Source organism: Paenibacillus antarcticus (genome assembly GCF_001637225.1).
GTDB lineage: Bacteria > Bacillota > Bacilli > Paenibacillales > Paenibacillaceae > Paenibacillus_AQ > Paenibacillus_AQ antarcticus.
Genome location: NZ_LVJI01000054.1, coordinates 50386 through 75589, shown reverse-complemented (window position 1 = coordinate 75589; position 25204 = coordinate 50386). Strand labels below are relative to the sequence as shown.

General features: G+C 40.1%; 22 protein-coding genes and 2 pseudogenes. 3 read left to right on the top strand and 21 right to left on the bottom strand.

Annotated elements, in window-relative coordinates; genetic code table 11:
• Positions 1-177 precede the first annotated feature (177 nt).
• The 5 genes from PBAT_RS25720 to PBAT_RS23170 form a co-directional block, all read right to left on the bottom strand.
• Positions 178-348: a hypothetical protein gene (locus PBAT_RS25720; protein WP_169810169.1), complete on the bottom strand. Its 171-nt coding sequence runs from the start codon at positions 346-348 to the stop codon at positions 178-180.
• A 243-nt stretch (positions 349-591) separates the two neighbouring features.
• Positions 592-1143 carry a GNAT family N-acetyltransferase gene (locus tag PBAT_RS23185; RefSeq protein ID WP_420848824.1) on the bottom strand — a complete coding sequence of 184 codons (552 nt, stop codon included), beginning with the start codon at positions 1141-1143 and terminating at the stop codon, positions 592-594.
• A gap of 79 nt (positions 1144-1222) precedes the next feature.
• Positions 1223-2977 (bottom strand): multicopper oxidase family protein, encoded by a 1755-nt coding sequence (locus PBAT_RS23180; RefSeq protein WP_068653031.1) that lies wholly within the window; start codon positions 2975-2977, stop codon positions 1223-1225.
• A gap of 143 nt (positions 2978-3120) precedes the next feature.
• Positions 3121-3945, bottom strand: a complete 825-nt coding sequence (locus tag PBAT_RS23175; protein WP_068653030.1) for a Cof-type HAD-IIB family hydrolase — start codon at positions 3943-3945, stop codon at positions 3121-3123.
• Between the two features lie 148 nt (positions 3946-4093).
• Positions 4094-4771 (bottom strand): class I SAM-dependent methyltransferase, encoded by a 678-nt coding sequence (locus PBAT_RS23170; protein ID WP_068653029.1) that lies wholly within the window; start codon positions 4769-4771, stop codon positions 4094-4096.
• Between the two features lie 215 nt (positions 4772-4986).
• Here PBAT_RS23170 and PBAT_RS23165 point away from each other — a divergent pair, with 215 nt between their 5' ends.
• Both PBAT_RS23165 and PBAT_RS23160 read left to right on the top strand, forming a co-directional pair.
• The gene (locus PBAT_RS23165; protein ID WP_169810168.1) at positions 4987-5916 is read left to right on the top strand and encodes a LacI family DNA-binding transcriptional regulator; all 930 of its coding nucleotides are present in this window, start codon (positions 4987-4989) and stop codon (positions 5914-5916) included.
• Between the two features lie 65 nt (positions 5917-5981).
• Complete coding sequence (locus tag PBAT_RS23160) at positions 5982-7256, top strand: MFS transporter (protein ID WP_084403325.1); 1275 nt, start codon at positions 5982-5984, stop codon at positions 7254-7256.
• Here the strand turns inward: PBAT_RS23160 and PBAT_RS26460 are convergent.
• From PBAT_RS26460 to PBAT_RS23090, 16 genes and pseudogenes are all read right to left on the bottom strand, one after another.
• Positions 7257-7397 (bottom strand): annotated as a pseudogene (locus PBAT_RS26460) (oxalate decarboxylase); the annotation flags it as partial.
• Positions 7384-8040: an HD domain-containing protein gene (locus PBAT_RS23155; protein ID WP_068653027.1), complete on the bottom strand. Its 657-nt coding sequence runs from the start codon at positions 8038-8040 to the stop codon at positions 7384-7386. The pseudogene PBAT_RS26460 and the gene PBAT_RS23155, both read right to left, overlap by 14 nt.
• Positions 8041-8106: 66 nt before the next feature.
• Positions 8107-8970, bottom strand: coding sequence for an oligopeptide ABC transporter permease (gene opp4C, locus PBAT_RS23150; RefSeq protein WP_246168902.1), 864 nt, complete (start codon positions 8968-8970; stop codon positions 8107-8109).
• Positions 8971-9041: 71 nt separating this feature from the next.
• Positions 9042-9995: an ABC transporter permease gene (locus tag PBAT_RS23145; RefSeq protein ID WP_068653025.1), complete on the bottom strand. Its 954-nt coding sequence runs from the start codon at positions 9993-9995 to the stop codon at positions 9042-9044.
• Between the two features lie 24 nt (positions 9996-10019).
• Positions 10020-11009 (bottom strand): ABC transporter ATP-binding protein, encoded by a 990-nt coding sequence (locus tag PBAT_RS23140; protein ID WP_068653024.1) that lies wholly within the window; start codon positions 11007-11009, stop codon positions 10020-10022.
• Positions 11002-12003 carry an ABC transporter ATP-binding protein gene (locus PBAT_RS23135; protein ID WP_068653023.1) on the bottom strand — a complete coding sequence of 334 codons (1002 nt, stop codon included), beginning with the start codon at positions 12001-12003 and terminating at the stop codon, positions 11002-11004. The genes PBAT_RS23140 and PBAT_RS23135 overlap by 8 nt, the downstream gene beginning before the upstream one ends.
• A 45-nt stretch (positions 12004-12048) precedes the next feature.
• A complete protein-coding gene (locus PBAT_RS23130) occupies positions 12049-13644 on the bottom strand; it encodes an ABC transporter substrate-binding protein (RefSeq protein ID WP_149466326.1) in 1596 nt (531 codons plus the stop codon).
• A 53-nt stretch (positions 13645-13697) separates the two neighbouring features.
• On the bottom strand, positions 13698-14474 hold the full coding sequence (locus tag PBAT_RS23125; RefSeq protein WP_169810167.1) for a DUF1684 domain-containing protein: 777 nt from the start codon (positions 14472-14474) through the stop codon (positions 13698-13700).
• 37 nt (positions 14475-14511) lie between these two features.
• A complete protein-coding gene (locus tag PBAT_RS23120; RefSeq protein ID WP_068653020.1) occupies positions 14512-15375 on the bottom strand; it encodes an alpha/beta fold hydrolase in 864 nt (287 codons plus the stop codon).
• Between the two features lie 414 nt (positions 15376-15789).
• Positions 15790-17913, bottom strand: coding sequence for a serine hydrolase domain-containing protein (locus PBAT_RS23115; protein WP_068653019.1), 2124 nt, complete (start codon positions 17911-17913; stop codon positions 15790-15792).
• A gap of 157 nt (positions 17914-18070) precedes the next feature.
• A complete protein-coding gene (locus PBAT_RS26105; RefSeq protein ID WP_246168220.1) occupies positions 18071-18703 on the bottom strand; it encodes an alpha/beta hydrolase in 633 nt (210 codons plus the stop codon).
• A complete protein-coding gene (locus tag PBAT_RS26100; protein ID WP_248912456.1) occupies positions 18666-19274 on the bottom strand; it encodes an alpha/beta hydrolase in 609 nt (202 codons plus the stop codon). Before PBAT_RS26100 ends, PBAT_RS26105 begins: the two co-directional genes overlap by 38 nt.
• A gap of 381 nt (positions 19275-19655) precedes the next feature.
• Positions 19656-20636, bottom strand: a complete 981-nt coding sequence (locus PBAT_RS23105; RefSeq protein WP_068653018.1) for an alpha/beta fold hydrolase — start codon at positions 20634-20636, stop codon at positions 19656-19658.
• A gap of 206 nt (positions 20637-20842) precedes the next feature.
• A pseudogene (locus tag PBAT_RS23100) lies at positions 20843-21843 on the bottom strand (alpha/beta fold hydrolase).
• A gap of 210 nt (positions 21844-22053) precedes the next feature.
• Positions 22054-23421 carry a sensor histidine kinase gene (locus PBAT_RS23095; RefSeq protein ID WP_068653017.1) on the bottom strand — a complete coding sequence of 456 codons (1368 nt, stop codon included), beginning with the start codon at positions 23419-23421 and terminating at the stop codon, positions 22054-22056.
• Positions 23418-24092: a response regulator transcription factor gene (locus PBAT_RS23090; protein WP_068653016.1), complete on the bottom strand. Its 675-nt coding sequence runs from the start codon at positions 24090-24092 to the stop codon at positions 23418-23420. The genes PBAT_RS23095 and PBAT_RS23090 overlap by 4 nt, the downstream gene beginning before the upstream one ends.
• Before the next feature lie 201 nt (positions 24093-24293).
• On the opposite strand from PBAT_RS23090, the gene PBAT_RS23085 reads away from it, so the two are divergent.
• Positions 24294-25133 (top strand): YihY/virulence factor BrkB family protein, encoded by an 840-nt coding sequence (locus PBAT_RS23085; RefSeq protein WP_246168216.1) that lies wholly within the window; start codon positions 24294-24296, stop codon positions 25131-25133.
• The last annotated feature ends 71 nt before the right edge of the window (positions 25134-25204 follow it).

Here is a 25204-nt window from a genome sequence, read left to right as displayed (position 1 = left end):
CGTGATATGAAGGTGCTGTAATTGTGTACTTTAACCAACAAAAGAAAACCACCTATTCGTCTGGAATTGTGAGTATCAAATACTCACCCATAGACTGAATATAGTGGTTCTTTGTTTCGGCGTAGCCTTTTAGACTATTTCAATATGACCCTAATTCTTACGCTCTGTATCTATATTTCATGGCTTAGCATTCATTTTAAGATATGCAAAGATAGAGATCCAAAGAATACACCCAAGTAAGATCTGAACTCCGCTCTCTTGTATGTGTATTCCATTACCGCTTAGCCATATTCCTGTAAAGAAACCCAACACAAGAGATAACATCACTTCAAGCAATTTACCTATCATAAGGATCAATCACCTCTAATATTTGATTTCGAATTTGCTTAACTAGCCCACAATCCCCAATCATTTCATTCGTTTACTTTAGCCAAACTCCCCATAGCCCAAATCCATCGGTTGCTGATCAGAAAAAATGGCATGAAGAGAAGCAAAATCTTTACTTCGTACTGTCTCAAATATAATCTCTCCGTTTCAATAATTACAATGAACATCACCACCTATCCTGTGTTTGAATCACTCATGAGTGAACTATATCAATCTTCCTTCCCTGTCATCAGCCGTAATCGCAAATAGAATGTGGTCTTCCCACTTACCATTAATTTTCAAATAGGTTTGCGCTAGACCTTCTCGTCTAAATCCAGCCTTTTCTAATACATGGATAGATGGTAAGTTACGTGGCATAACCCCAGCTTCAACACGATGTAATCCGATCTCGTCAAAAGCATTACTTAAACACAGTGAGACTGCCTCAGTTGCATAACCTTTACCATTATGTTGTTGATCGATGTAATAACCCATAAATGCATTCTGAAAAGGACCACGAGCAATACCCGTTAATGCTATTCTCCCAATAATCTCATCGGTATCTTTCAGAAAGATTCCGAAAATATAAGATTGGTCCTTAAGCACCCCTTGCAACCCATTCGCAATCTCTTGTTCTTGTCCTTCAAGCGTATAGTGTGATTCATCCCTGATCGGTTCAAATGGTACAAAAAATTCGCGATTTCTTCGCTTCAAGGCAAGAAGATCGCTTGCATCCATCATCTCAAGATGTCTAAGATATATGTCATTACTACTCAATGATATCAGTCCCTTCTATAATAATAGAAAGAAAATATTAACAGTAAAATTACTAGCAGTCAATATGTTTAAGCTTCCATCAAGGTACTACCTTAAACGGTCTAATCATCTCATTACTCGCATGTTCAAGCATATGGCAATGCCATACATATCCTGGACCCCGGCTTGGGTTAAATGGATATGGACTACCATTCTGAGATGCGAATCGAATTCGTATGATCGTTACTTCTTCAGGATTCATCCGTATGGTGTCTTTCCAGCCTTGTTCATTAGGCGGTGGCCCCATTATTGAACCTACCAAATAAGGCTCTAATGGCAGTACCTTGGGCTTAACAAAATAAGGCGGAGTTCCAGGAGCTGTCGTTAAATTTAGCTTCTTCCAGTCTCTTAAATAATCGTCAGAACGAAATTTCGGGCGGCTAACAAGCAGATACTGTACAAGATGAAGATGAATAGGATGTACATCATTGGTAAGATTAGCAACTCGCCAATCTTCTGTCGCTCCTGCTCGTGGTAGTTCAGTGATAGGACTTCGCAACAATTGCCCATTCAGTGTCACTTTCAAAGGACCATTAGGACCTTCCAGTTCAAATAAAGTAAATGTTCTCGTTCTTGTTGGAATGAGTTGTGGAATATTGTTTAGTACCGAAGGCAACTTCTTTGGTGGTTGGACAGTTTCATTCATAACTGTAAACTGCATGATTTGACCGACTGTATATGGGTCTGCTGGCGTTCCACCAGGGATGTTTTTTAATATAATGGTCGTCCCAGGCGCTAGTATAGAGAAATCAATAAGAATATCTGCTCTTTCCGCTGGTGCAAGCATCAGTGAACTCAGTTCTACAGGGTGAGGTAAATACCCTCCATCACTACCAATCTGAATAAAGGGCTGTTCATTTGAAAGCTGGAAATGATAACTTCGAGAGTTGGATGCATTTAATATACGGAACCGATATTGTTGAGGTTTGACATTAAGGTTCGGCCACACCTTGCCATTTACCATTACTGTATTCCCAAAAAACGTTGGTACCCAGTAAGGATGAATACTTGGATTATCCCCCACCTGTTCATAGTAAAGAGATCCATCCGTATGAAAAGACCTATCTTGAATGATCAATGGAATTTCATTCTCACAACCTGGAAGAAACGGCGCAACGGGGTCATTCCATTCACGGAGTAAATAGAACCCTGCAAGACCTGCATATACGCTCAAACGATTTAATCCAATGGTATGGTCATGATACCAGAGGGTTGTCGGTTCTTGTACGTTCAGATAAGTATAGTTATTTGTTGAGAATGCTGGGCCAGTTCTTCGATCTGCAGTAAACCAAGCATCTGGATGTCCGTCGAAATAAGAGGGTGTCTCCCCGCCGTGTAAATGAGTGACCATGGGTGCGGTTTTCTGCGCCAGAGGAAATCCCGGTGGAAATGAAGGGAATGGCGGGCCAGGAATAGCCATTGTATTGGGATTAGCCCATACGAGTGTTGGATCAACGGGTAGAAAAAAAGGCCTGTTAAGATTATTTATCCATTGAACATGGATAGGAATTCCTCGAATGGCTTCAAACGTAGGTCCTGGTGTGCTTCTAAAGTAGCTATCTCTTCCTATTTTCGGATTCTTTATCATACCACCATAACCAATTACTTTTGTTGCACCGAATCCCGGAGGTAGTATTTGCTGTTGGAACTCACTCACATTGATTTTGTATGCATGCCCAATTACATGCCCCGTCTCAGGTTGCTGTATACAAGTTGGCATAAATACGGGTGGGGGGACGAGTTGATTTATGTATTTAGGAATAACATTAGGATCTAAAGGTTGTACCAAGTCCATCCGCTCCTCTCCATACTACTAAGGTATATGAAGAAAAGGAGTTATACTTGCCCCTAATACTGAAACAATGCTAAATATTAGTAACTCATTATTCAATTTAATAAACAAAAGAGGAGCTGCCCTTAAGCAATCTCCTCTTTTGTTTATTTCGTGTGTACTATTTTGTTAAGAATAAACGCTTCAACAACCTTCGCCACGCCATCTTCCATATTCGTATCCGTTACATAGTTGGCGATTTCTTTAATATCATCCGGCGCATTCCCCATAGCCACACCAAGTCCGGCAAATTTAATCATCGCAAGATCGTTATAACTATCTCCGATAGCAATAACCTCATCTTGCTGAATGTCTAGTTTCTTAATCAGATGATGTAAACTTGTTCCTTTGTCTACACCCGCTTCTGTGAACTCTAAGAAAAATGGCTTTGAACGTACAACGTTCAATTTACCCTCGAGTTGTTGTTGCATTTTCTTTTCCAGGATGACTAACCTTTCTGGTGAATCTACCATCAATACCTTAACAACAGGTTCTTGAATCGCATTTATGAAATCTACTTCTTCTACAATTGGCATTCCTGTAATTTGAGCTTCAATATCAGTATATTCGTTATTCGCAGGGGTTACGATATCATCCCCAACATAGGTGTGAATCCCTACTTCTTCTTTTTTACTAATATGATATAGCTCATGCGCGGTTTCAGGTGTCAAAGTGCTACTGAATAGGAGCTCATTGGTTGTACAGTTTCTGATTTGTGCCCCGTTAAAAGATAGAATAAAACTTCCGTATTTCTCAAGCTCCAATTCCTTTGCAATATGTGTCATAGCAAAAGTCGGACGACCTGAAGCGAGAACTACTTTAACTCCTGCCTCTTGTGCATCCATCAATGCTTTCTTCGTGCGTGGTGATATTGTATGATCATCGCATAGTAACGTATCATCCAAATCAAGTACGATCATTCTATAGTTCATTATTCTTTCGTCCCTTCCTAAACCTCTAGTATGAGTGCGAATAGCTAAATATAAAGACACCCTCTGCGGATGTCCATTCATATCAATCTTATTTCCTTCATGATATCATGAATCGGCTTTGAAAGTCTCATTCAAGTTGCGTATTATACTATTTCTGTGCAAAAAACACACCGAATTCATTATATTTATAAATGCATTCTGCTTCAGCAAATCCAGCGTCGGATAGCCACTTTAGCTGATCCTCAAAGGTAGCGTTACGATCTAACTTTCTTCGTTCAATCGCGGAAGCAATAACTTCATTTGGTAGTCCACTCTGATTAATCGTATGCTCCCATTGTTCTTTATATAGATTATCGAAATAAGCAGATGTACCAGCAATCTGATCCGCATTAACGAAGATACCACCCTCGGTTAAGCGTGTGTATATCTTATGAAATAGTCTGCTTTTATCTTCATGAGCTAAATGATGTATCGCTAAGGATGAAATAACAATGTCATACTGCTGTCCATCGAAGGCATACGTCGCGAAATCTCCTGAAATATACTGAACGTTAGGATCTTCTCCGAACCTCATGCGTGCCCCCTTTAACATCTCTTCACTGATATCAATCAAAGTCAATTGTGCTTCTGGATACTTCTGTTGAACATAAGCAGCGAACAGTCCTGTTCCAGTACCTATATCCAATATACGTGGCGATTTCTTATCTATATTAACCCAATCTCTAGCTGTGCTGTAGAAATCATCGAAACAAGGAATAAGTTGGCGACGTTGAAGATCATAGCTCTGTGCTACAGCATCAAACTGTTCTTTTATTAAATCACTCATCTTACATGCCACCTTCCTTTTCAAATAAAATATACACTTCGTATTTTCATATCATATTACAATTGATAATGATTAATTGGAAATATATAGATACTATTTTCTTAATAGGCTACACCTATAATAATTCGATAAATTTTATAGCTTCTTTCTATTGACTCTCACTCTACCGAAATGCTAACTTGAAGATATTAACTATGACTAGGGTGATTCTACTATTGAAAAAGACTACGATGAAAGATATTGCTACTAAAGCCAACGTTTCGATTGCGACTGTTAGTTATGTTCTGAACAACGTCGATAATCAGACTATTCCTGAAACAACACGTTCACACATTTTACGTTTAGCAGAAGAGCTACATTACATTCCCAACCTTACAGCTCGCTCACTCGTTAGAAAGAAAACCGGGCTGATTGGGATTCTTATAAATAAGTCTCCTAATATGCCATATTGGAAGCGTCATAATTATTCCTCATTTATTGGGAATTTAGAACAGTTATTAACTTCAGCAGGGTACCACACGCTTCTATTTACTTTAGATGCAGCCAATCCTTCACTTGATATCATAGTAGAAAGAAAGCTAGAAGCCGTATTCCTAGTGGATGTTCGAGATGATGTTTTCTACTCGATTTCTTCGCATTTTGTTGAAGGCATTCCCTTAATATTGATGGATAGCATAATAGAGGACAAATTATTCAAACAAATCATCTTTGATTATCATACCGCTTTACAATTAGCCTCCCCCCATGATCCATCCCAAGTTTGCTTAATCATGGAGAATTATAATAATGCTTCATTGGTAAGATACATTCTTGAAGCCGTCGGATTATCAGAAGATGCCATTTACATTATTAATGATATTTCAGAACTGGAGGCAATATCAACAAACATCCGCTTCACAAAGGCGATTGTCATTAATGAATTCATTGGGAATTATCTCGAGAGACTGAATATATTTAGCAGTATTACGGTTATCTGCACATGTCATTGTCCAGAAATATTAACAAGTGCAAACACGCGAACTATCACCTTTAAAGAAGATAAATCTGATACTGCTTTCCGAGTAATGGAATATTTATTGCAAAAAGTTGACTATTCTACACAGAATCTTAATAGACATTATATAAAAGTGAACTCAGAAAATTAATTTTTTTTGAATATCACTTAAACGTTTAAGTCTTTGTATGAAAAAATAAATGAGGAGGATCATTTATGGACAATTCACACATTTCAACTCCAACAGGTCAAAGCGAAGCCGCAATACAAACATTTCCTACCGTATGGAGAAACAAGCAATTCCTTATGTTACTTATTTCTTATTCGATTTCTTTGTTTGGTAATACGTTTCATAGCATAGCGTTAAATTTGTGGGTCCTCATGATGACGGGCAGCGCTAAAATGATGGCCATGATTGTTGTAACCAATCTCCTACTAAGTTCATTATTAGGATCTATAGCAGGTACGTATGCTGACAGAGTAAATCGCAGGACAATCATGCTCATTACCGACATCATTAGTTTTGGACTCGTAATTACCATTGCAATCTTCATTTCCGTACCCAACACACCTTTTTTCTTAATTGTGATATTAACTGGACTTGTGACCGCTTCGGCATTATTCCAATCTCCTGCATATCAAGCCTCACTCATGAACGTTGTTGGTAAAGAACACATTCAGAAAGCCGTTGGTTTAATAACGTTATCAGAAAATATTTGTAGAACAGTAGGCTTTTCAGCCGGGGGGATTTTCGTTGCCGCCTTTGGCGTATCACAAGCCATTATCTTTGACGGAATAACTTTTCTAGTGTCATTTATGCTAGTACTTTTAGCGGGTTCTTTTCCATCCTCTTCTAGAAACAACGCGTTACATAAAGTGAAGAAGAAATTTATCGACGATTTAATTACGGGTCTTCATTACATTTGGAAAGACCCTTTTGCTAAAGCTGTAATTATTATGTCACCCACGCTCACCCTTTTCTTTATGCCTTCTTTAATGCTAACTCAAGTCATGGCCGTTACCGTATGGAGATCAACGCCATTTCAGTTCGGACTCATGGAAGCCTGTATTCCACTTGGTTATATGATAGGTTCAGGATTAATTCTGTTATTAGGCAGCAGAATTAAGCAACGAGGTAGACTCATCATGGTCAATTTACTTTTGATTGGACCTATGTATATCCTTTTGTCATTCACTACAACGCCCACTGCAGCTATTCCCATCATCCTCATCATTGGATTCATGTTCTCATTTTGTACATTGTTAATTAACATCATCCTTAGGCTAGAAGTCTCCGAAGAACTCCAAGGAAGGGTATTTGGCCTATTAGGTTCCATTATGAGTATCGCACCCTCCTTAGGCCTTGCTATAGCCTCTTATTATGCTGATGTTTTCAGTTCAAATGTTGTCATGTTCTTGATAGGTGGTTTGCTTTTTTTATTCGGAATATATGCAATTGCAAGATTAACAGCGATCAGGAAATATAACTAGAGGAGGCACTAACATATTAGGGTTCTCTAAGTCTCGTAAGATATCCCGAGGTGCAGGTTCTGTCGCACCTGCACCATTGATCCTTAAGGGTTCTGGTATCTTGTCATAATTCACCTTCCTATGCGGCTTATTTCTTTCCATCCCATTCCGCATAGAACCGATCTAAATAATCCAGCATGAATTGATGACGCCCCAAAGCAAGCTTCCTACCATAGTTCGTATTCATTAAATCTTTGAGCTTCAGCAGTTTCTCGTAGAAATGATTAATAGCGGTATCTTCACCATTGCGATATTCTTCTTCAGACATATTCATACGAGGATCAACGGAAGGATCATGGAACTTCCGTCCCTTCGAACCGGAGAATGCAAAGACTCTCGCTATCCCCATCGCCCCGATTGCATCCAGACGATCGGCGTCTTGGACAACCATCCCTTCAAGTGTAGCCATCGGAGGTTTGCCACCACCCTTATAAGACATCGTGGAAATAATCTGCATGATATGATGGCTAGCTTCTGTAGGAACCTCGTGTTGATCCAACCAAGCATTCACTCTCGTTAGACCCACTTCTTCACTAACGTTTAACTTAGCATCGGCAATATCATGAAGTAGTGCAGCAAGTTCACACACAAATAAATCTGCTCCTTCTTCGATTGCAATCGTCTTGGCTGATTGCGTCACTCGATATATATGATACCAGTCATGTCCACTGCTCTCGTTCTCTAATTCACATCGTACAAATTCCGTTGCTTGTTGTATAATTCTTGCTTGAGATATTTCATTCATGTCAATCACGCTCCCTTAATGTAGACAAATAACCGGCAACCCTCTTACGAGGATTACCGATTTTAACTATTTTGTATTCTTCGGATCGAGTGCATCACGTAGGGCATCACCCACAAAGTTAATGGACAATACGCTCAGTATAATCATAACACCTGGTGGAATCCACAGCCACGGTTGCGATGTAAGTACAGTCAGCGATTGAGCACTAGCAAGCATGTTCCCCCAGCTTGGCGTGGGCGGTTGAACACCAAGACCTAGAAAACTCAACGCTGCTTCATCGAGAATAGCTCCTGCAATTCCTGAAGTAGCATAGATCAATATAGGAGCCACGGTATTCGGAAGAATATGATGAAATAATATCCTTGGCGTTGAATAACCAAGTACAACACTTGCCTTAACATACTCAGCCTCTTTGAGGGTTAGCACATTCCCTCTTACAAGACGTGCGATACCTGGCCAACCCAGAACCCCCAGAATAATAATCATATTCATAAGTCCTGGCCCTACGATGCTTGCAACAACAAGAATAAGCATGATATAGGGAAATGCCATGAACATATCCGTAATTCTCATAATAAGGCTATCAATCCATCCCCCGAAATACCCGGAAATAAGCCCAAGAATTGTCCCAATAGCTACTGCTATGAGGATAGAACCAACCCCAACGGACAAAGATACCCGCGCAGAATAGATAAGGCGGCTCAGTTGATCGCGTCCGACTTGATCCGTACCCATAAGATGATCCATAGAGGGTGCTGCACCGAAGCTCTCTGTAACTGTCGTTGGATCATAAGGCGCGATTAAAGGTGCGAATATCGCACATAAGGTTAGAATGATGATCACACCAAGGCCAGCAACGGCAAGTTTATGCTTCTTAAACCTTCGTGTGAATAACTTTATCGAGCTTTCATCACCCTCAGGCCAGATCATATCCGTGTCCAATTGCGGCTCTTTACGCCCTGTAAAGTATCTTTCAAATAAATTCATTAAACCGCCGCTTTCTATTTACTGTATTTGATTCTCGGATCAACCAGGGCATACGTGATATCTGTCAACAAATTAGCCACTATGACAATGACGGCAGCCGTTAAGTTAAGCCCCATAATTGTAGAGTAATCACGACTCATAATGGAAGACATCGTCAGTTGGCCAATGCCTGGCCATGAGAATATCTGTTCAATAACAACGGCTCCACCAAATAATATGGGAATTTCCATTCCAAGCACCGTGATGATTGGAATCAAGGCATTTCTCACAGCATGTCTATTGATGACTAATGTTTCTTTCAGCCCTTTAGCCCGTGCTGTTCGCAAATAATCTTGTTCTAGAATTTCTAACATGCTAGATCGAACATACCTAATATTTCGTCCTGCAACATTCGCCGTCAGTACAATGACAGGCATAATTAAATGTAACAATATGTCGCCAAATCCACCTTCACTCCCGAGCGTTGTCATTCCACTGGAAGGAAGAATCTTTAACCATATTGAAAAGACGTAGATAAGACCAAGACCAAGAAAGAAGTTAGGCACGGAAATACCAAGGAAAGAACCCGTCACCGCAGCATAATCTAATTTAGAATATTGTTTCCTAGCACTTAAGATGCCAAGAGGTACGGCGATGGCTACACCAATAATGAGAGAAACGCCCATGAGGAGTAGTGTAGGTCCCATACGTGATAGAATCATGTTCAAGACAGGCTCATAGGTGATCATAGAATAACCCAAATCACCTTGAAGCAAATGTTTGAACCAACTTAAATATTGCACATAGGCTGGAGCATCAAGCCCTAGTTCTATTCTCTTTGCCGCTAGTGCTTCCGCTGGTATCTGCGGGCTTATAAGCATATCTACAGGACTTCCTGGTGCCATACTCATAATAATGAAATTAATAATGGTCACGCCAATCAGGACTGGAATGGCAATAAATATTCGTCGTATAACGTAATTAAACAATACTTACAACACCTCGGATCTTCATCAGTGAGAGAAAAAGCAGGCAGATGAGTGCAGGCTGTCTCCTGTCAACTCAGGTTCCTGTACACGGCATACCGCTTCTGCCATAGGACAACGTGTGTGAAAACGACATCCCTTGGGTGGATTAACAGGACTCGGAACGTCGCCTTGTAACACAACCTTTTTCCTATTCCTTAAGTGAGGATTCGGAATAGGCGATGCATCCATCAAAGCTCGGGTATAGGGATGTTTAGGATTTTGGAAAATCTCTTTTGTAGGCCCGATCTCTACTATTTTACCAAGATACATAACTGCGATCCTATCACTTATATATTTCACAGCACCAAGACCATGAGCAATAAAGAGATAGGTAAGATTCAATTCCTTCTGTAAGTCCTTGAACAAATTCAATACTTGTGCCTGAATGGACACATCTAATGCAGATACAGGTTCATCACAAACAATCAACTTCGGTCTTAAAGATAGGGCTCTCGCAATCCCAATTCGCTGCCGCTGACCACCAGAGAATTCATGCGGATAACGATTCTTGCTGTTCTTAGGAAGACCCACAAGGTCCAACAACCTATCCACTTCTTTAGAGACATCTCCATTAGATACGATACGATGAACCCTAAGAGGCTCACTCAATAGATCAATAACACGTTTACGTGGATTCAAAGATGAATAAGGATCTTGAAATACAATTTGTAGCTCTGATCTAAGATTGATCATTTCATCAGAAGAATATCCAGCGATGTCATCTCCATCAAACAGAATACGTCCCTTAGTAGGTTTCTCAAGTCCTACAATAGCCTTACCAATCGTAGACTTTCCGCACCCTGATTCACCAACTAATCCAAGCGTCTCCCCTGAATATATACTTAAATCTACGCCATCCACAGCTTTCACGTTATCAACCGTACGCTTGATAATTCCTTTACGAATGGGATAATACACTTTCAACTGTTCCAAAGACAGAAGTGGTGAGGGTTGCTTGTTATTCTGACTATTCATAGGCTTCCTCCCACACCCCTTCCTTGATGTTTCCGACTTCCCAGCAGCGTGTGTAATGACCTTCATTCGTTATTGCTAATGGAGGTAGAACGCTCTTACAAGTCTCCGTCGCAATAGGACACCGATTGTAGAATCGGCATCCAGCAATGTTCTGGTATCTCACTGGCACGACACCCGGTATAGACTCTAATGATTCATGTTCATCTGCATCAATACGAGGAATAGACTTTAGTAGTCCCTTCGTGTATGGATGCTCCGGATGATCAAAAAGTGTATATACATCCGTTTCTTCAACAACCTGACCTGCATACATGACAAGTACACGATCTGCCATTTCAGCAACTACTCCCAAATCATGCGTAATCAATAAAATAGCTGTACCTGATTCTTCACACAGTTCTTTCATCAATTGCATGATCTGTGCTTGGACTGTCACATCAAGTGCTGTTGTAGGTTCATCAGCAATCAACACTTTAGGTTTGCAAGAAAGGGCCATAGCGATCATAACCCGCTGTCTCATCCCGCCGGATAAAGCCAAAGGATATTCATCCATGATTTGTTCTACCCTTGGCAATCCCACTTTTCTTAACATTGCGATAGCGGCCTCTCGGGCCTCTTTCTTGCTCTGCTTCAAATGAAGCATGATCGATTCACACATTTGATATCCGATGGTAAGAACTGGATTAAGAGATGTCATAGGTTCTTGAAAGATCATAGAGATCTTATTCCCACGAATTTCTCTCATCAACTTATCATCCAATTCTAAGACATTTGTACCTTCAAACCATACTTTTCCGCCAACGATGCGACTCCCTTTTCCAAGAAGTTGCATAACGGACAATGCTGTAACGCTCTTTCCAGAGCCCGATTCACCTACGAGCGCCAGGGTTTCCCCTGGCTTCAGGCGAAAACTCACATCATCTACACTTACGACCAATCCTTGATCTGTGTCAAAAGCCGTTTGCAGATGATTGACCGCAAGCAAATCATCCATCTCTGTCATCACCTTTATGCTCTGATTAACGTAAGGGCTCAATGTTTATTTTACATCCCACTCATTAACATTGATAAACATTCCGAAGTCCTTAGGTTTAGCGACTGTAACTCTATTATTTATAGCACCCAAAGCTTTTGTAGAATAAATAGAAGGCATAGGAACATCTTGTGCAACAATCTTTTGCAGCTCACTATAATAACCTTTGATCTTCGCTTCATCTGTTTCAGATTTCAACAAAGTAATCAATTTATCTATTTCAACATTATGATATCCATTCGGGTTACCCTCTTGTAAGAAGTAGGCTACATCTGGTAATGGATTGATTGGTGTTAAGGAAACGGTTAGGATTCCCAAATCGTATTCCATCTTCACTAGCTTATCTATCAGTGTTGCTAGATCAGCCATTTGAATTTTCACATTGATTCCAACACTCTTTAGATTCTCAGCCATAATATTAGCCGCGTTCTCTAGCGTACTATCGCCAGACAAAACGGACAGATTCAGTGTTTTTCCAGTGTCCCAACCAGACTCTTGCAACAAACTCTTAGCCTTTTCTGGGTCAAAAGCAACTGGCTTAACATTTGTATCTACATATGGGCTATAACTTGTGAAGAATCCATCTACAACTTCCCCATTACCCTTAAGTAGTTTATTCACAATCAGTTCACGGTTTAATGCATAAGAAATAGCTTGTCTTTGTTTAGCATCTGGAACCGATTTCTCATTGATATACATGAACTGACTTGCAATAGCAGGTCCGTCTACTGTCGAGATTCCTTCCATTCCCTTAACCTTTTCATAATCTTCAATTGGAATGACACCGACAGAAGGAATATTCATGTCAATTTCTCCGCTTTGTAACTGTGTGGAGATCGCAGTACCTTGTAGTACCTTGAAATTCAACTGCTCAAGCTTAGGTGCACCTTTGAAATAATCCTTATTGGCATCCATCTGAACAAAATGATCCCGGTTGTACTCTACAAGTTTGAAAGGACCGTTGGTTACGGTAGGCTTTTGCATGAACTCACTCTTATTGATGTTCTCTGGAGCAATATCCTTTAAAGCCGCCTGTGGTACAGTCAGAAGATATCTTCCGATCGTATCTTTAAAAATATTCAGCGTAGTTGGCGCTTTCGTCTTCAACTCTAATGTATGTTCGTCCACTTTCTTAACACCAGAGATATCAGTCTTGCCTTCTTGTAAATATCCTGAATCGTCAAGTCCTTCCAATATACCGAATGTATAAGCATAGACAGATGCAACCTTAGGGTTAGCCATCAACTTCAGTGTAAAAATCACATCATCAGAAGTCACTGGCGTGCCATCTGTCCATTTTGCTTTTTCATTTAATTTGATTGTAAAGGTTGTATTGTCTGTTGTTTCTATAGAATCTGCCAACATAGGCTTGTAGGTCAAATCTTCATCGATATCGACAAGTGGTAGAAACATTAAGCCCGTTACGTAAGAAGATGCTAGACCCACCGGTGACAATGGATTCAATGTACTAGGTGAGAATGTAATTCCAATATTAACGGCTTTTTTTGAACTTGCACTTGGTTGACTCGCCGTATTCGTATTACCGCAAGCGGGTAAAATGAATAATGCTGCAACAAGCAATGTGGTTATCGATTTTTTCATAGAAAAATTAAATTTCAATTTATTCACTCCCAGAAGTTATTATATATACTCTATTACGAACGAAAGATGACTTGCATCTCCCCTGCAGTCACCTCGAAAGGTAAACGATGATGTGCAGGTGGGAGTGGGCAGTTGAAATGATAAGAAAATGCGCATGGTGGTAGGAATGACTTATTGAAATCCAACGTTACAAGACCGTTATCTTCAGGTTCAACGAGCAACATCCGTCCCATTCCGTAAGATTCCTTACCATTCGTTACATCGCCAAATACGATAATAAGCACATTACCCGAAGTAAACGGTGTCAATCGATAGGACACACCCTCTTTAATAAAGGTGATATCTCCAGGAGATTGATGATGCCTCACATTCCCATCACTATCGGAATTGTGAGTAAAGGCCATCGTACGATGATTATCGTCCTTGATGAATTCCGCTTGAATAACCCATTCACTATCAAATGGAAAATAAGAAATTCCTTCGTACGTGTTCATGGCAACTGCATTCGTATCATATACCGCTAATAAATGATTCGAACCCGGTTGCGCAGTTGCAACAGCCGTTAACGTTTCTGAGAATCGAACGATAGAGTAGTCGATGTCTAATGTAACTATGCCATCAACTACTTGTCCATCCACTGTGATCTGCTCTGATGCTGCAGCACGTAATGTTAAACCTGATCCGTTTTCCATATTTGGGGCCCACCACCCTGGAATCCCTTCAATTTGCATGGGATCTGCAATCGTATGTAGCCCGATTAAAGCGAGGTCACCTTGGGTTTGGGCAACCGATTGTTGGCGATCTGTTCGCCAATCCTCTATAGATGTCATGCGCATAACCTCTTTTTTTACTTTTATCGTCTCACGCTTACTTATCGTCTTGTCGAATGAAGTTAGATACTAATGCAATAAACGCATGATGTTCTTCAATGAACGGCATATGTCCACTGTGCTCAAATAACATGAGTGTAGAATTCGGTATCAGGCTATGCATCTCTTCAGCTTGAGACACGGGTGTGATCCAATCATATCTTGCTCCGATAATTAACGTCTGTACTGGTAACGTGGTTAATTTCGGACGAACATCATATAAAGGCAATAAGTTCTTGAATGTATAATTTGCAACCTCAAGTGATCCAATCGGACGATTACCTGTCTCTCTCATAACATCTTCGTCTAGTACATGGAAGTAAAGATCGTAACAAACTTCCCACCACCGTATCGCATGGGCTTCATCTTCAATACGTCCTTCGAACATTTCAGGAATAACTTTCAACTGTTCAGCCGTAGCATGGTTAGAAGCATATTCAAGCGCATCCGCGTAGAAATTCCAACTTGGTGCTGTACATACTAGTAGAAGTTTCTCTAGTGATTCAGGATATCTCGTAGCATACACTTGTGCCACCATTCCTCCGAATGAATGTCCAAGTACTGATATCTGTCCAAGTCCTAGATATTGACGAAGTGCTTCTATATCATCCGCAAGTTGATCAAGTGTACACGTAGTCAGATCTACCCTGTCTGATTGTCCATTGGAACGTTGATCCAAATATACGATTTGCATATGTTCTGCTAATGGCGTTAACCATGGTTTGAAGTCAGAGTGATCACTTCCAGGTCCTCCATGAACTGCAAAAAGAACTGGTTTCTTCTCCATTTTCTCACCATTAGGTACATATCCTGAGCCTTCTATATCGAAATAAATCCGTGTGCCGTTCAAAGATGCAAACATAATTCACTCAACTTCCTCTCTATGTTGTGTTACAAATCTACTAGATAAATGAATCCCCATAATTCCTACCAATCTCATATGATTAATTAAATAATAATTATATTAACCTTGTCAATGTAAGGATTATCATAATAAGGTAGTAAATGAAAAATCAAAGACCTAGTTCGATACCATTTTATTACAATATTGAAGTTTGGTAACTTAAACGCAATGAATCACGAAATTTAAAATCTGCAAAGAACCTTTAATATATCATGAAAACAGTTACAATAACAGCCCTCAGCGCTTATGTAGTAAGCAATGTAGGGCATTTTTCTAATATACGTTTTGTTGGCCATGGACCGCACACAAAAAAGTGCTGTCCCATAAAGTCAGTAATGACCTTACGAGACAGCCTCTTAGATAAGTCCGTTTTTACTTTTTCAATGAAACAGCGAACTTGGAGCCAACTTCACCTGCAAACACGACTCTACCGTTCTCCGGTAATACGACCTGATTATTACCGCTGACTACGGTGTGATTAATACAAATACCCGTCTGGTCATATACGGCAAAGGCTCCATTTGCAGGCATCTTCACTGTCATAACTTTTCCTTTCGCAGTAGCTGGTACCGAAAACCATTTGGCATAACCGTCTGCTTGAATCGTTGTTACAGATTGTTTACCCGAATAGATTGGTTTCACAAGTTCCTCACTGGCGTATACATAACCTAAAGCTGTAAGATACTCTACACCGTTCTTTTTAGAGAAATGAATATCCATCGTATCACGTCCGGCAGTACCAGGAATCTGCAATAGATTGGCTGCTTCGTTTGCTCCAATAATCTTATTATTGGACATATACCCTGGATTCTCTTTATTCATATGAATAGGCAGGATCGATGAAGCATTGAGATAGACCATTGATGTGTATTTCTCATTCACTAGGTAATATTTTTTACCATCGCGCTTTTTCCATGAGGCGTTAATCTCCTTGGATAATTCATTGGCTTTAAGCTTCTCCGCATTATATTCTGAGAAAGCCAGCTGTCCGAGTCCTGGAATGGATATATAAGATCGAGACCACAGGTAGGTATCCCCATTTTTCTTCACCACGAATTTCAACTTTTCTGTACCATCGTCGTTAACAAAAGTACCATCTGCTGTATATGTGTATTCTTGAGCCGGATTACTCGGAGCTGTAAGTGCGGATACAGTCATTTGTCCAGCCTTATTTATTTTGATCTTCATAACCGAATTATTGCCGCCATATATACCTGCATACTTGGATATTCCTTTAGGCATATCTGCCTTCACAGGTACGCCAAATGATTTTTCCGACTTCCGTTCTGTAATCATGTCCTTTTCCTCAAGTGCGCTGAGTAATAATTCATTCGCAATGAAATGATTGGTTAAGCTTGACCCGCCTGAAGAGATAACGGCTGCAGCCATATTGTATTCCGGAAGTACCACTAATGAAGACTGATAAGATAACGTATCTCCTCCTTTCATAACTGCCTTAATGCCGTATTCGTTGAATGGGAACAAGTTCACACTATCCCACCCTAACCCGTAAGACATAAGCGTATCGCTTTCCTCTGGCCACATGCCTCTTTTATACTCTTCTTGCGCCATGGCTTCTACAGACTTACTGGAAAGAATGCCATTGACCTCTCCCGTGAAGATTCTTGAAAATTTGACCAGATCTTCAGCGGTGGAATAAAGACCTCCAGTAGCGATGATATTATAATTCTCTTGTGGAAGCTGCCCCTCATAAAAAGGGGAATAAATTCCCGCCATTTCTGCCGGATCAACCACATCCTGGGGGGTTTTGGTATGTTTCATATCCAAAGGCTCCGTAAAATATTTGTGTATAAATGAAGTAAAACCAATGCCGCTAACTCTTTCGACCAGAATCTCAGCTAACGTAAAGCCATCGTTGCTGTAGACTGAGTATGCGCCGGGATCTGCCTTCAGGTTTTGATTCGCCAATTGCTCCAAAAACGTATCATGTGAATACGTGTCATTATCTCCGTACAATGTGGCATTGCTGGTTGAGGTGCCCAGAAGACCGGAGGAATGATTCAGCAACATACGGGGTGTAATCTGTTTGTATCGGTTATCTTTCATTTTAAAGTCAGGGATATAGTTCACAACAGGCACATCCAAATCGATCTTGCCTTCGTCAACCAGCTTCATTACAGCGGCTGTAAGCATCATTTTACTGGTTGAACCAATGCCATAGATCGTGTTCGAAGTAAGAGGTACCTTGTCGTTTATATCGTTTTTGCCCGTTTGACCGGACACCACAATCTCTCCACCATCGATGAGTGCATATTGCAGACTCGTCGTACCGTACGTCTCAGTCAGTAATTTGGCTTTTTCGATCACGGTTTTCTTCGTTGTCTCATACGTAAGGTTGCTGTTGTTATTCATGGCAGCCGGTGCGGCCATTGCAGATAGTGGGGCTAACATGGTTAACACTAGAGTTAAAGCTGCAATTGAAGTTCGTTTTTTGACTGTTCTCTTGACCACGTTCATTTTCTCTTGTTGTATCATTTGCATCTTCTCCTGTCAGTATCTCTTAGAGTATCTTTCTTTGGTGCTAAAATAAGCTTAACAAATATAAATGTACTCTTCGTGACGTCTATATGAACCGAATATGAACAGGTAAAATAATATTACAGCGTCACTCTACTCAGTCGGACATGATCGATTAGAGGTCTCCCTGTTCTATAAATTTCACCTCTGGATACATGTCGTTCGGTCCCTGAATCAGATTTCCACCCGTTCCTTTCAGTTGCTTATTAAAGAAATCGAGTACATATTGATTTACGATGCTTGATCCTCTCTTACCATTTATATCTCCTGTTATCCCAGTCAGTTTAATCAACTCAGAATAGAATTGAAGGTCTGTGAAATTGAAGTGTTGGGTTCCTTCTACATAAATCGCACTTCCTCCATGTTCGATAACATTTTTAATAATGTGCAGCTCATCTGAAAGTTGTTTAGTTATTTCGTTATCCGAATTTTCATCATTTTTAAAATCTACTAACCAGTCTTTAAAACTTCCCGATCTTATGAACATAAACGGCTTGTTTATAACATCTCTATTCTCCACTTCATATAATGACCCGTCCATATTAATCCCTGCCTTGATTCTATGATCTAAATAAGTTGTATTAAACGCCGTTGCACCCCCAAAAGAATGCCCCATCACGCCTATGTTATTTAAATCTATGTTCCCTTTAAATTGACTTTCGATTGCACCTGAATTTATCTTTTCAATTTGATTGATTACAAACTCTACGTCATTTTTCCATATATTTCCAATTTTTTCTACACTCATCTATTGTTGTCATCTTTGTTTTATAGTCCGTTACACGGCCATCCGGAAAAATGGTAGCAAAGGTGCTATACGTATGATCGATTGTGACCACGATAAACCCATGACTGGCCAGATTCTCGGCCTGTGATGCATGTAGAACCCTACTGGTTCCCATACCATGAGATAGCATTACCAAGGGATAAGGACTTGTAGAAGATAATATTTCTACATTTTCATAAGAGTTGGTTCTACTATACTTCCAGTAATCGAACACAAAATCGGGAAGGTTTAAAGAATTAGAGTATGTCTGAATATACTTTTTGAACATTTCTTTATCTTTTGGAAAAAGAGCTTCACTCTTGTTATTATTGCTATTTTCAGTAGGGTACCAAACTTGAACCATTAGTTCCCTCTTATCGCTTTGATCTTCAGTTAAGACTTCATCTCTGTTCTGATCTGTAAAATGAAATGTTTGAGTACCCACTTTCTCTGGACCATCAGGCTTCGGCAAATGAAAGACAGGCAAGTATACAGACAAGATGGTAGATACAACAAGTAGAATGACGATTATGGAAGATAAACTATATTTCAACGGCTTCCCTATTTTTAGATTCAGCATCTTTTTGGAATGCCTGAATAAAACGATGAGTATGAATAGAGCCGTCATAATATATACCAAAAGCAACTGCATCTATATTCCTCAACAAACAATTGAATTACAAATATAACGCCACTTCCTATACACAAAACCAGTCCTGTTTTCTTTGCACCTCTTTTAATAAACAATAGATCTACGAGTAAAGCGAAACAAGATAGAACTAAAAGTATCTCAAATAATCTCATTTGAATTCCTCTCTTTCATGACGGATATTGGTCGAATTGGACATACTATGAAAAAACCGCCCCACAGGACGGTTTTTTCATATTCATGTATACACATCTATAAAATCACAAGTAGACTTTTACAGGATATTCACTTCGCTTCGTTCATGAATGCTCTAACATCTTCAGCTATTTCTTTAAATAACGTATGGTGCAAATAATGTTCGCCATCCATTGTTATTACTTTTCCATGTACTGAATCTTTGATCTGACCTTCGTGCAAAGGTATCCATCCTTTTACACCTTCATTATTCGCTTGAATAAGGAGAAGAAGTGGAAGGTCTTTAGGGAAGGTTAAACCTTGAGCTCCTTTAAAATTGGAAGAAATATGGTCCATCTCATTCAACATCGTGGAACTATTCGAGTTTTTACTCGACAGCATTTTCATCTGCTCTACGGTGTGATCATCAAATGCGAGTTCAGCATAAGGGTCACCACCAAATTTGACCACTAATCTTTGGAGACCTGATTTTTTAAGAAATCCGAACATTTTTGTAGGTAATTTGGCATCCATACCCGGTTGTGTTGGAACACTACTGTCAATTCCGACGAATGCGGTTACCTCATCCGGATATTTGTTCACATAATCAATGCCGTAAATGCCTGCAATGGAGTGGCCCATGAGCATGTACTCGTTAATGTTAAGCTGCTGTAGAGCTTCATGAACTTCACTTACGATATTCTCTGCGGTTCGTTCTTTTTCAGTTCCATCACTTAATCCATAACCGAATGGCTCAACCGCCACAACTTTGTAATATGGAGATAGCTCATCGATGAGCATCTTAAAATCAAGCGCTGGTGCAGCTGTTCCATAACCTGGTAGAAGCACGATCGTTTCCTTGCCTTCGCCTTGAATTAACACATTCATATTTTTCCCGTCTACAGATACGTGCTGACCGTAGGGCTCTATCTTTTTCGCCTCTGAATTGCTACTGATCACATTCGTGATATAAACAATACCTAGAAACAGAACAATGGTGATTACGATTGCTCCTAGTATTTTAAGTATAATGTTTCGTACTTTCTTGGCCCTCGATCCATTACTCGCTTTCTTTCCCTCTGGTTGTGTCACTCTCATCTTCTCCTGTCTTCATCTGTTTATTGGGCTATTTTAAACTAGCCGTTAAACATAGCTTATACGACGAATATGTACTCCCCGTGACGTCAATATGAACTGAATATGAAAAAAAAAAATGCTACTGCGTCACATGCAAAGAAGCTTGCACATGATGCCGTAGCACGGAGAATACGGGGACAGTATTTAGATCATACGATTTCTTATTTTATTTCTTGCATAAATTCTCTAAAGTTTTCTACGATTTCTTTTGCTTCGGTACGATGTAAAGAATGGCCACCTTCCATTGGCATCACTTTTGCATGTAAAGAATCTTTTACTTGCGCTTCCTGCTCTGGTATCCATTGATCATATCCTTCTGGCTTATTCGCATCTACAAATAACATAACGGGAAGATTTTTTTCGGGAATGTTAAATTTTGAGCTGCAACAACATTAGAATCCATATTTTTCATTTCATTTAATATGTTGGGATTATAACTGTTTGTGTTCGTAAACATTCTCATTTGTTCTTTCGTTTCATCATCATATGGCACTGTAGCCAATGGATCAAGATCAGTACCCAGTTTCAGAGAAAATCTCAAGAGACCTGATTTGTAGCCTAGTTTGATAATTGCTAATTGTGAAGATGTAACCTTTAAACTTACCATTGAGCCCATCGTTGGATAACTGGTGTCGAGCCCAACAAATGCACTCACTTCGTTTGGATATTTATTCACATAATCTAGTCCGTAAATGCCTGAAATGGAATGGCCCATTATCGTGTAACGGTCAATATTAAGCTGCTGTAAAGCTTCATGAATTTCACTCACAATATTCTCTGTGCTTCGTTTCTTTTCGCTTAAATCACTTAATCCATAACCAAAAGGCTCAATCACGACGACTTTGTAAAATGGTGATAGCTCTTCTATTAACGACTTAAAATCAAGTCCTGGTGCTGGTGTTCCAAGACCAGGTAGGAGCACGACGGTTTCTTCGCCTTTTCCTTGAATCAAAACATTCATATTTTTCCCATCTACCGTCACAGTCTGACCATAGGGTTTTATTTTACCTTGCTCCAATTTGTTGCAGATCGCATTCACGATAAAAACAATGGCTAGAAAAAGTACTATGGCTATCGCTATAACTCCTAAGGTTTTTAGTATCATGGTAAGCAGTTTGCCCCTCCTCTTTTTCATTACCTCTTCTTTTGGTTTCACTCTCATCTTCTCCTGTCCTCGTCTGTTTATTGGGCTACTTTAAACTAGTTGTTAAACATAGCTTATACGACGAAGATGTACTCCCTATGATGACAATATGTACTGAGTATGAACAAGCAAAAAAAGCTACGCGTCATATGCAAGGAAGCTTGCACATGATGCCATAGCATGGAGAATACGGTTAGTCAATCCGATTGATACCACATGAATCTAACGCTAATCTATTGGCGTAGTGATTGGTAAGGTGACAATGAAGGTCGTTCCTTGGCCAGGTTCACTTTCCACTTGAATGTCGCCTTGATGAAGCGATATGATCTGTTTAACGATGGCGAGTCCCATACCGCTACCGCCATACTTACGACTGTGGGAACGATCAGCCTTAAAAAACCGCTCAAATATACGCTTCTGATCCTCTAAGGAAATACCAATACCTGTGTCGGATATTCGGACTATTACGTTGTTGATATCTTGTTTGATACTGACGTTAATAACGCCGCGATCTTCAGAAAATTTGATGCTATTACCGAGTATATTGGTCCACACCTGATTTAGCTGGTCATGATCAGCCATCAAGATAATCGCCTTCAAATTGAGTTCGAAACGGATGTTGCGAGCCGACCATTGCGGCTGTATCGCGACGATGACTCGTCTAATCTGTTCATCAAGACTGAAGGTGACCAATCGTAGTTGCTGTGACTGCGATTCAAGCAAACTCAGCTTTAGCAGGCTATCGCTCATCTTGGACATCCGATTTGCTTCATCTATGATAATATCGAGATATCGACTTCGGTCGTTATCTGCGATGCCTACTTGCTTGAGCGCTATAGCATAACCAGATATTGAGGTGAGCGGAGACTGAACCTCGTGGGACACGTTCGTTACGAATTCCCTGCGCATCTGCTCAAGTTGCTGCAGATCGTGCATCATTTCTTCGAAACTGCGAGCCAAAGTACCCAGCTCACTCGTTTGCTTAATATTCAGCTTGACATTGAAATCTCCAGATGCTATACGCTTGGTCGCATTTGTCAACTTTTTGATCGGTCTTACCAGAAATACTGAGGCGACTAGAATAAATAAGCTTCCTGCAATCAACGAACAGGTTGCAAAGATCAATCCCCACTTCATGACAAAAGAGGCAGAAGGGGGGGAGCGCGTTTCCAAAAACATCGCTTTCGTTCCCATTTCCGTTTTGAGCGGCAACCCTAAGAGGACCGTAGCAATACCATTCGGAGTGTCTTGAACAACGCCTCCTTCTAATACTTTCTTTATTTTTTCCATTGTCACAGTAGCAGGCTTGTGTCCGTTAAGCGCTCCGTAAGACTGGAACTGACCTGTGGCTTCGTAAATCCGAATATAATAGGAATCGAGCTGCTTCATTTCACTTACGAAAGAGTCCGCTTCACCTAACGGAAGGATCTTGTAAATCCGGACGATGTCTTGGCCAAAGTTCCGTAAGTTGATTCGCGCGTTGTCGTTCAATTTTTCTTCGAATATCCAAGTTGACACAAAAAAAGAAATGATCGTGCCCCCAATGACGGAGAGTAGAAATGTCAGGACAACACGTATATATAAGGATCTGATCATTCGTAAACCTCAAGCCGGTACCCAAGCCCACGCACCGTTTCAATACGAAAATCGGGTGTGGTCGCGAATCGTTCGCGCAAGCGTTTAATATGTACGTCTATCGTTCGATCATCTCCAGCGTAATCGATCCCCCAAATTTGATCGATCAGTTGCTCACGCGTATAGATTTGTCCAGGTGTTCCCGCGAGTTTATAAAGTAATTCAAACTCCTTGAGTGGCAAAGTAAACGACACCGTCCCTCTCATCACCTTATATGTCTGCCGATCAAGAATGACGTTGCCGAGCCGAATCGTCTGCGTGGAGCCAATTCGAAATCGTTTCAGTAGTGCCCCAACACGAGCGGTCAACTCCAATGGATCGAATGGTTTCGTCAGATAATCATCAGCCCCAAGTTGGAATCCTTTCACTTTCTCCCATGTTTCGCCTCTTGCAGTGAGCATAAGTAACGGAAGATCAGGATTGCTTCTTCGAAGCTCCTTGCATAACGTCCAACCATCCATAATCGGCATCATAATATCGAGTACTACAAGATCGATATGCATCGAGGCATATACGCTCAGTGCCTCCTTGCCGTCCGCCGCTTCGGCTGTTTCGAATCCGTCATTCCGTAGAAACAAACAGACAAGTTCGCGAATGTTCACATCATCGTCAGCAACCAGTATAGTAGGCATCCGTTCCCTCTTTCCCTGTTTTCCATCACATATAATAGTGTTCATTGTACTATAAATACAATGTGGATAGAAAGAATAGATGAGATTTCATCCCAACAATAATGATTAATTTCACTGTATCCGTGAAGAATGATACTATAGAATGTATAAAGATAATGTAAGATTATTTTCCAATTGAGGGGCACAATGGAGGAGTCACGCGTGACTTGGTTAATTGATTTCTTTAAACAACTTTTCAAAAAAATAAAAGATGACGATGTTCAAGCCATTAGCGCGCAGCTAACCTATTATCTACTTCTATCCTTTTTCCCTTTTCTAATTTTCATTATGACGCTTGTTGGTTATGCCAACATTTCGATAGTAGATAAGGTCGATGACTTAAGAGAAATAATTCCAGTACAAGCTGTAACCATCATTGAAGAAATAATAAAGGAAGTATCCGAGGGCAGAAGTCAGGCATTACTTTCTTTCGGAATGTTAGCCACTTTATGGGCAAGTTCAAGATGCATTAAGGCCATTATCAAAGGTCTCAATAAAGCATATGCTATTGAAGATAACCGAAGGTTATGGAAAATGAGAGTATTTTCTCTCTTAGGAACTTTTGTAATCGGAATTGTCGTTCTACTAAGTATCTTACTGATCGTATTCGGTAATTGGGTTGGGAATCAGCTATCTTATTTATTTCATTTCTCTGACTCAATTCATCACTTATGGAATTTCCTTCAATATATGATTCCCTTAATCGTTATGACTATTGTCTTCACACTTCTTTATATGCTTGGTCCTAATCAGAAAGTCACATTTAAAGAGGCTCTACCAGGGGCAACCTTTACAACCTTAGGTTGGATTATAACATCTGTCACATTCTCCATTTACGTTAATCAATTTGGGAATTTCACCAAAACCTATGGTAGTCTAGGAGGGGTGATGATCTTGTTGATCTGGTTATATATCAGTTCTAACATTATTCTAATTGGTGGGGAAATCAATGCCACCTTATCTCACAGAAACAGAAAAACAACACTTAAGTTCAAGAAATAGACAATCGTTTGTAATCGTTTACTGAAGACTTGAACTCGCAGCTATTTAATATGCTACTATGTTATGTATAA

What these genes read in the sequence shown, in the direction of transcription:
- PBAT_RS23125 (WP_169810167.1), bottom strand. Translation starts at nt 14,474, where the DNA reads ATGACATCTATAGAGGATTGGCGAACAGATCGCCAACAATCGGTTGCC.
- PBAT_RS23160 (WP_084403325.1), top strand. Translation starts at nt 5,982, where the DNA reads ATGGACAATTCACACATTTCAACTCCAACAGGTCAAAGCGAAGCCGCA.
- PBAT_RS23090 (WP_068653016.1), bottom strand. Translation starts at nt 24,092, where the DNA reads ATGCCTACTATACTGGTTGCTGACGATGATGTGAACATTCGCGAACTT.
- PBAT_RS23175 (WP_068653030.1), bottom strand. Translation starts at nt 3,945, where the DNA reads ATGAACTATAGAATGATCGTACTTGATTTGGATGATACGTTACTATGC.
- PBAT_RS23130 (WP_149466326.1), bottom strand. Translation starts at nt 13,644, where the DNA reads ATGAAAAAATCGATAACCACATTGCTTGTTGCAGCATTATTCATTTTA.
- PBAT_RS23115 (WP_068653019.1), bottom strand. Translation starts at nt 17,913, where the DNA reads ATGATACAACAAGAGAAAATGAACGTGGTCAAGAGAACAGTCAAAAAA.
- PBAT_RS23120 (WP_068653020.1), bottom strand. Translation starts at nt 15,375, where the DNA reads ATGTTTGCATCTTTGAACGGCACACGGATTTATTTCGATATAGAAGGC.
- opp4C (WP_246168902.1), bottom strand. Translation starts at nt 8,970, where the DNA reads ATGATCTGGCCTGAGGGTGATGAAAGCTCGATAAAGTTATTCACACGA.
- PBAT_RS23140 (WP_068653024.1), bottom strand. Translation starts at nt 11,009, where the DNA reads ATGAATAGTCAGAATAACAAGCAACCCTCACCACTTCTGTCTTTGGAA.
- PBAT_RS23155 (WP_068653027.1), bottom strand. Translation starts at nt 8,040, where the DNA reads ATGAATGAAATATCTCAAGCAAGAATTATACAACAAGCAACGGAATTT.
- PBAT_RS23170 (WP_068653029.1), bottom strand. Translation starts at nt 4,771, where the DNA reads ATGAGTGATTTAATAAAAGAACAGTTTGATGCTGTAGCACAGAGCTAT.
- PBAT_RS25720 (WP_169810169.1), bottom strand. Translation starts at nt 348, where the DNA reads ATGATAGGTAAATTGCTTGAAGTGATGTTATCTCTTGTGTTGGGTTTC.
- PBAT_RS23135 (WP_068653023.1), bottom strand. Translation starts at nt 12,003, where the DNA reads ATGGATGATTTGCTTGCGGTCAATCATCTGCAAACGGCTTTTGACACA.
- PBAT_RS26105 (WP_246168220.1), bottom strand. Translation starts at nt 18,703, where the DNA reads ATGAGTGTAGAAAAAATTGGAAATATATGGAAAAATGACGTAGAGTTT.
- PBAT_RS23180 (WP_068653031.1), bottom strand. Translation starts at nt 2,977, where the DNA reads ATGGACTTGGTACAACCTTTAGATCCTAATGTTATTCCTAAATACATA.
- PBAT_RS23095 (WP_068653017.1), bottom strand. Translation starts at nt 23,421, where the DNA reads ATGATCAGATCCTTATATATACGTGTTGTCCTGACATTTCTACTCTCC.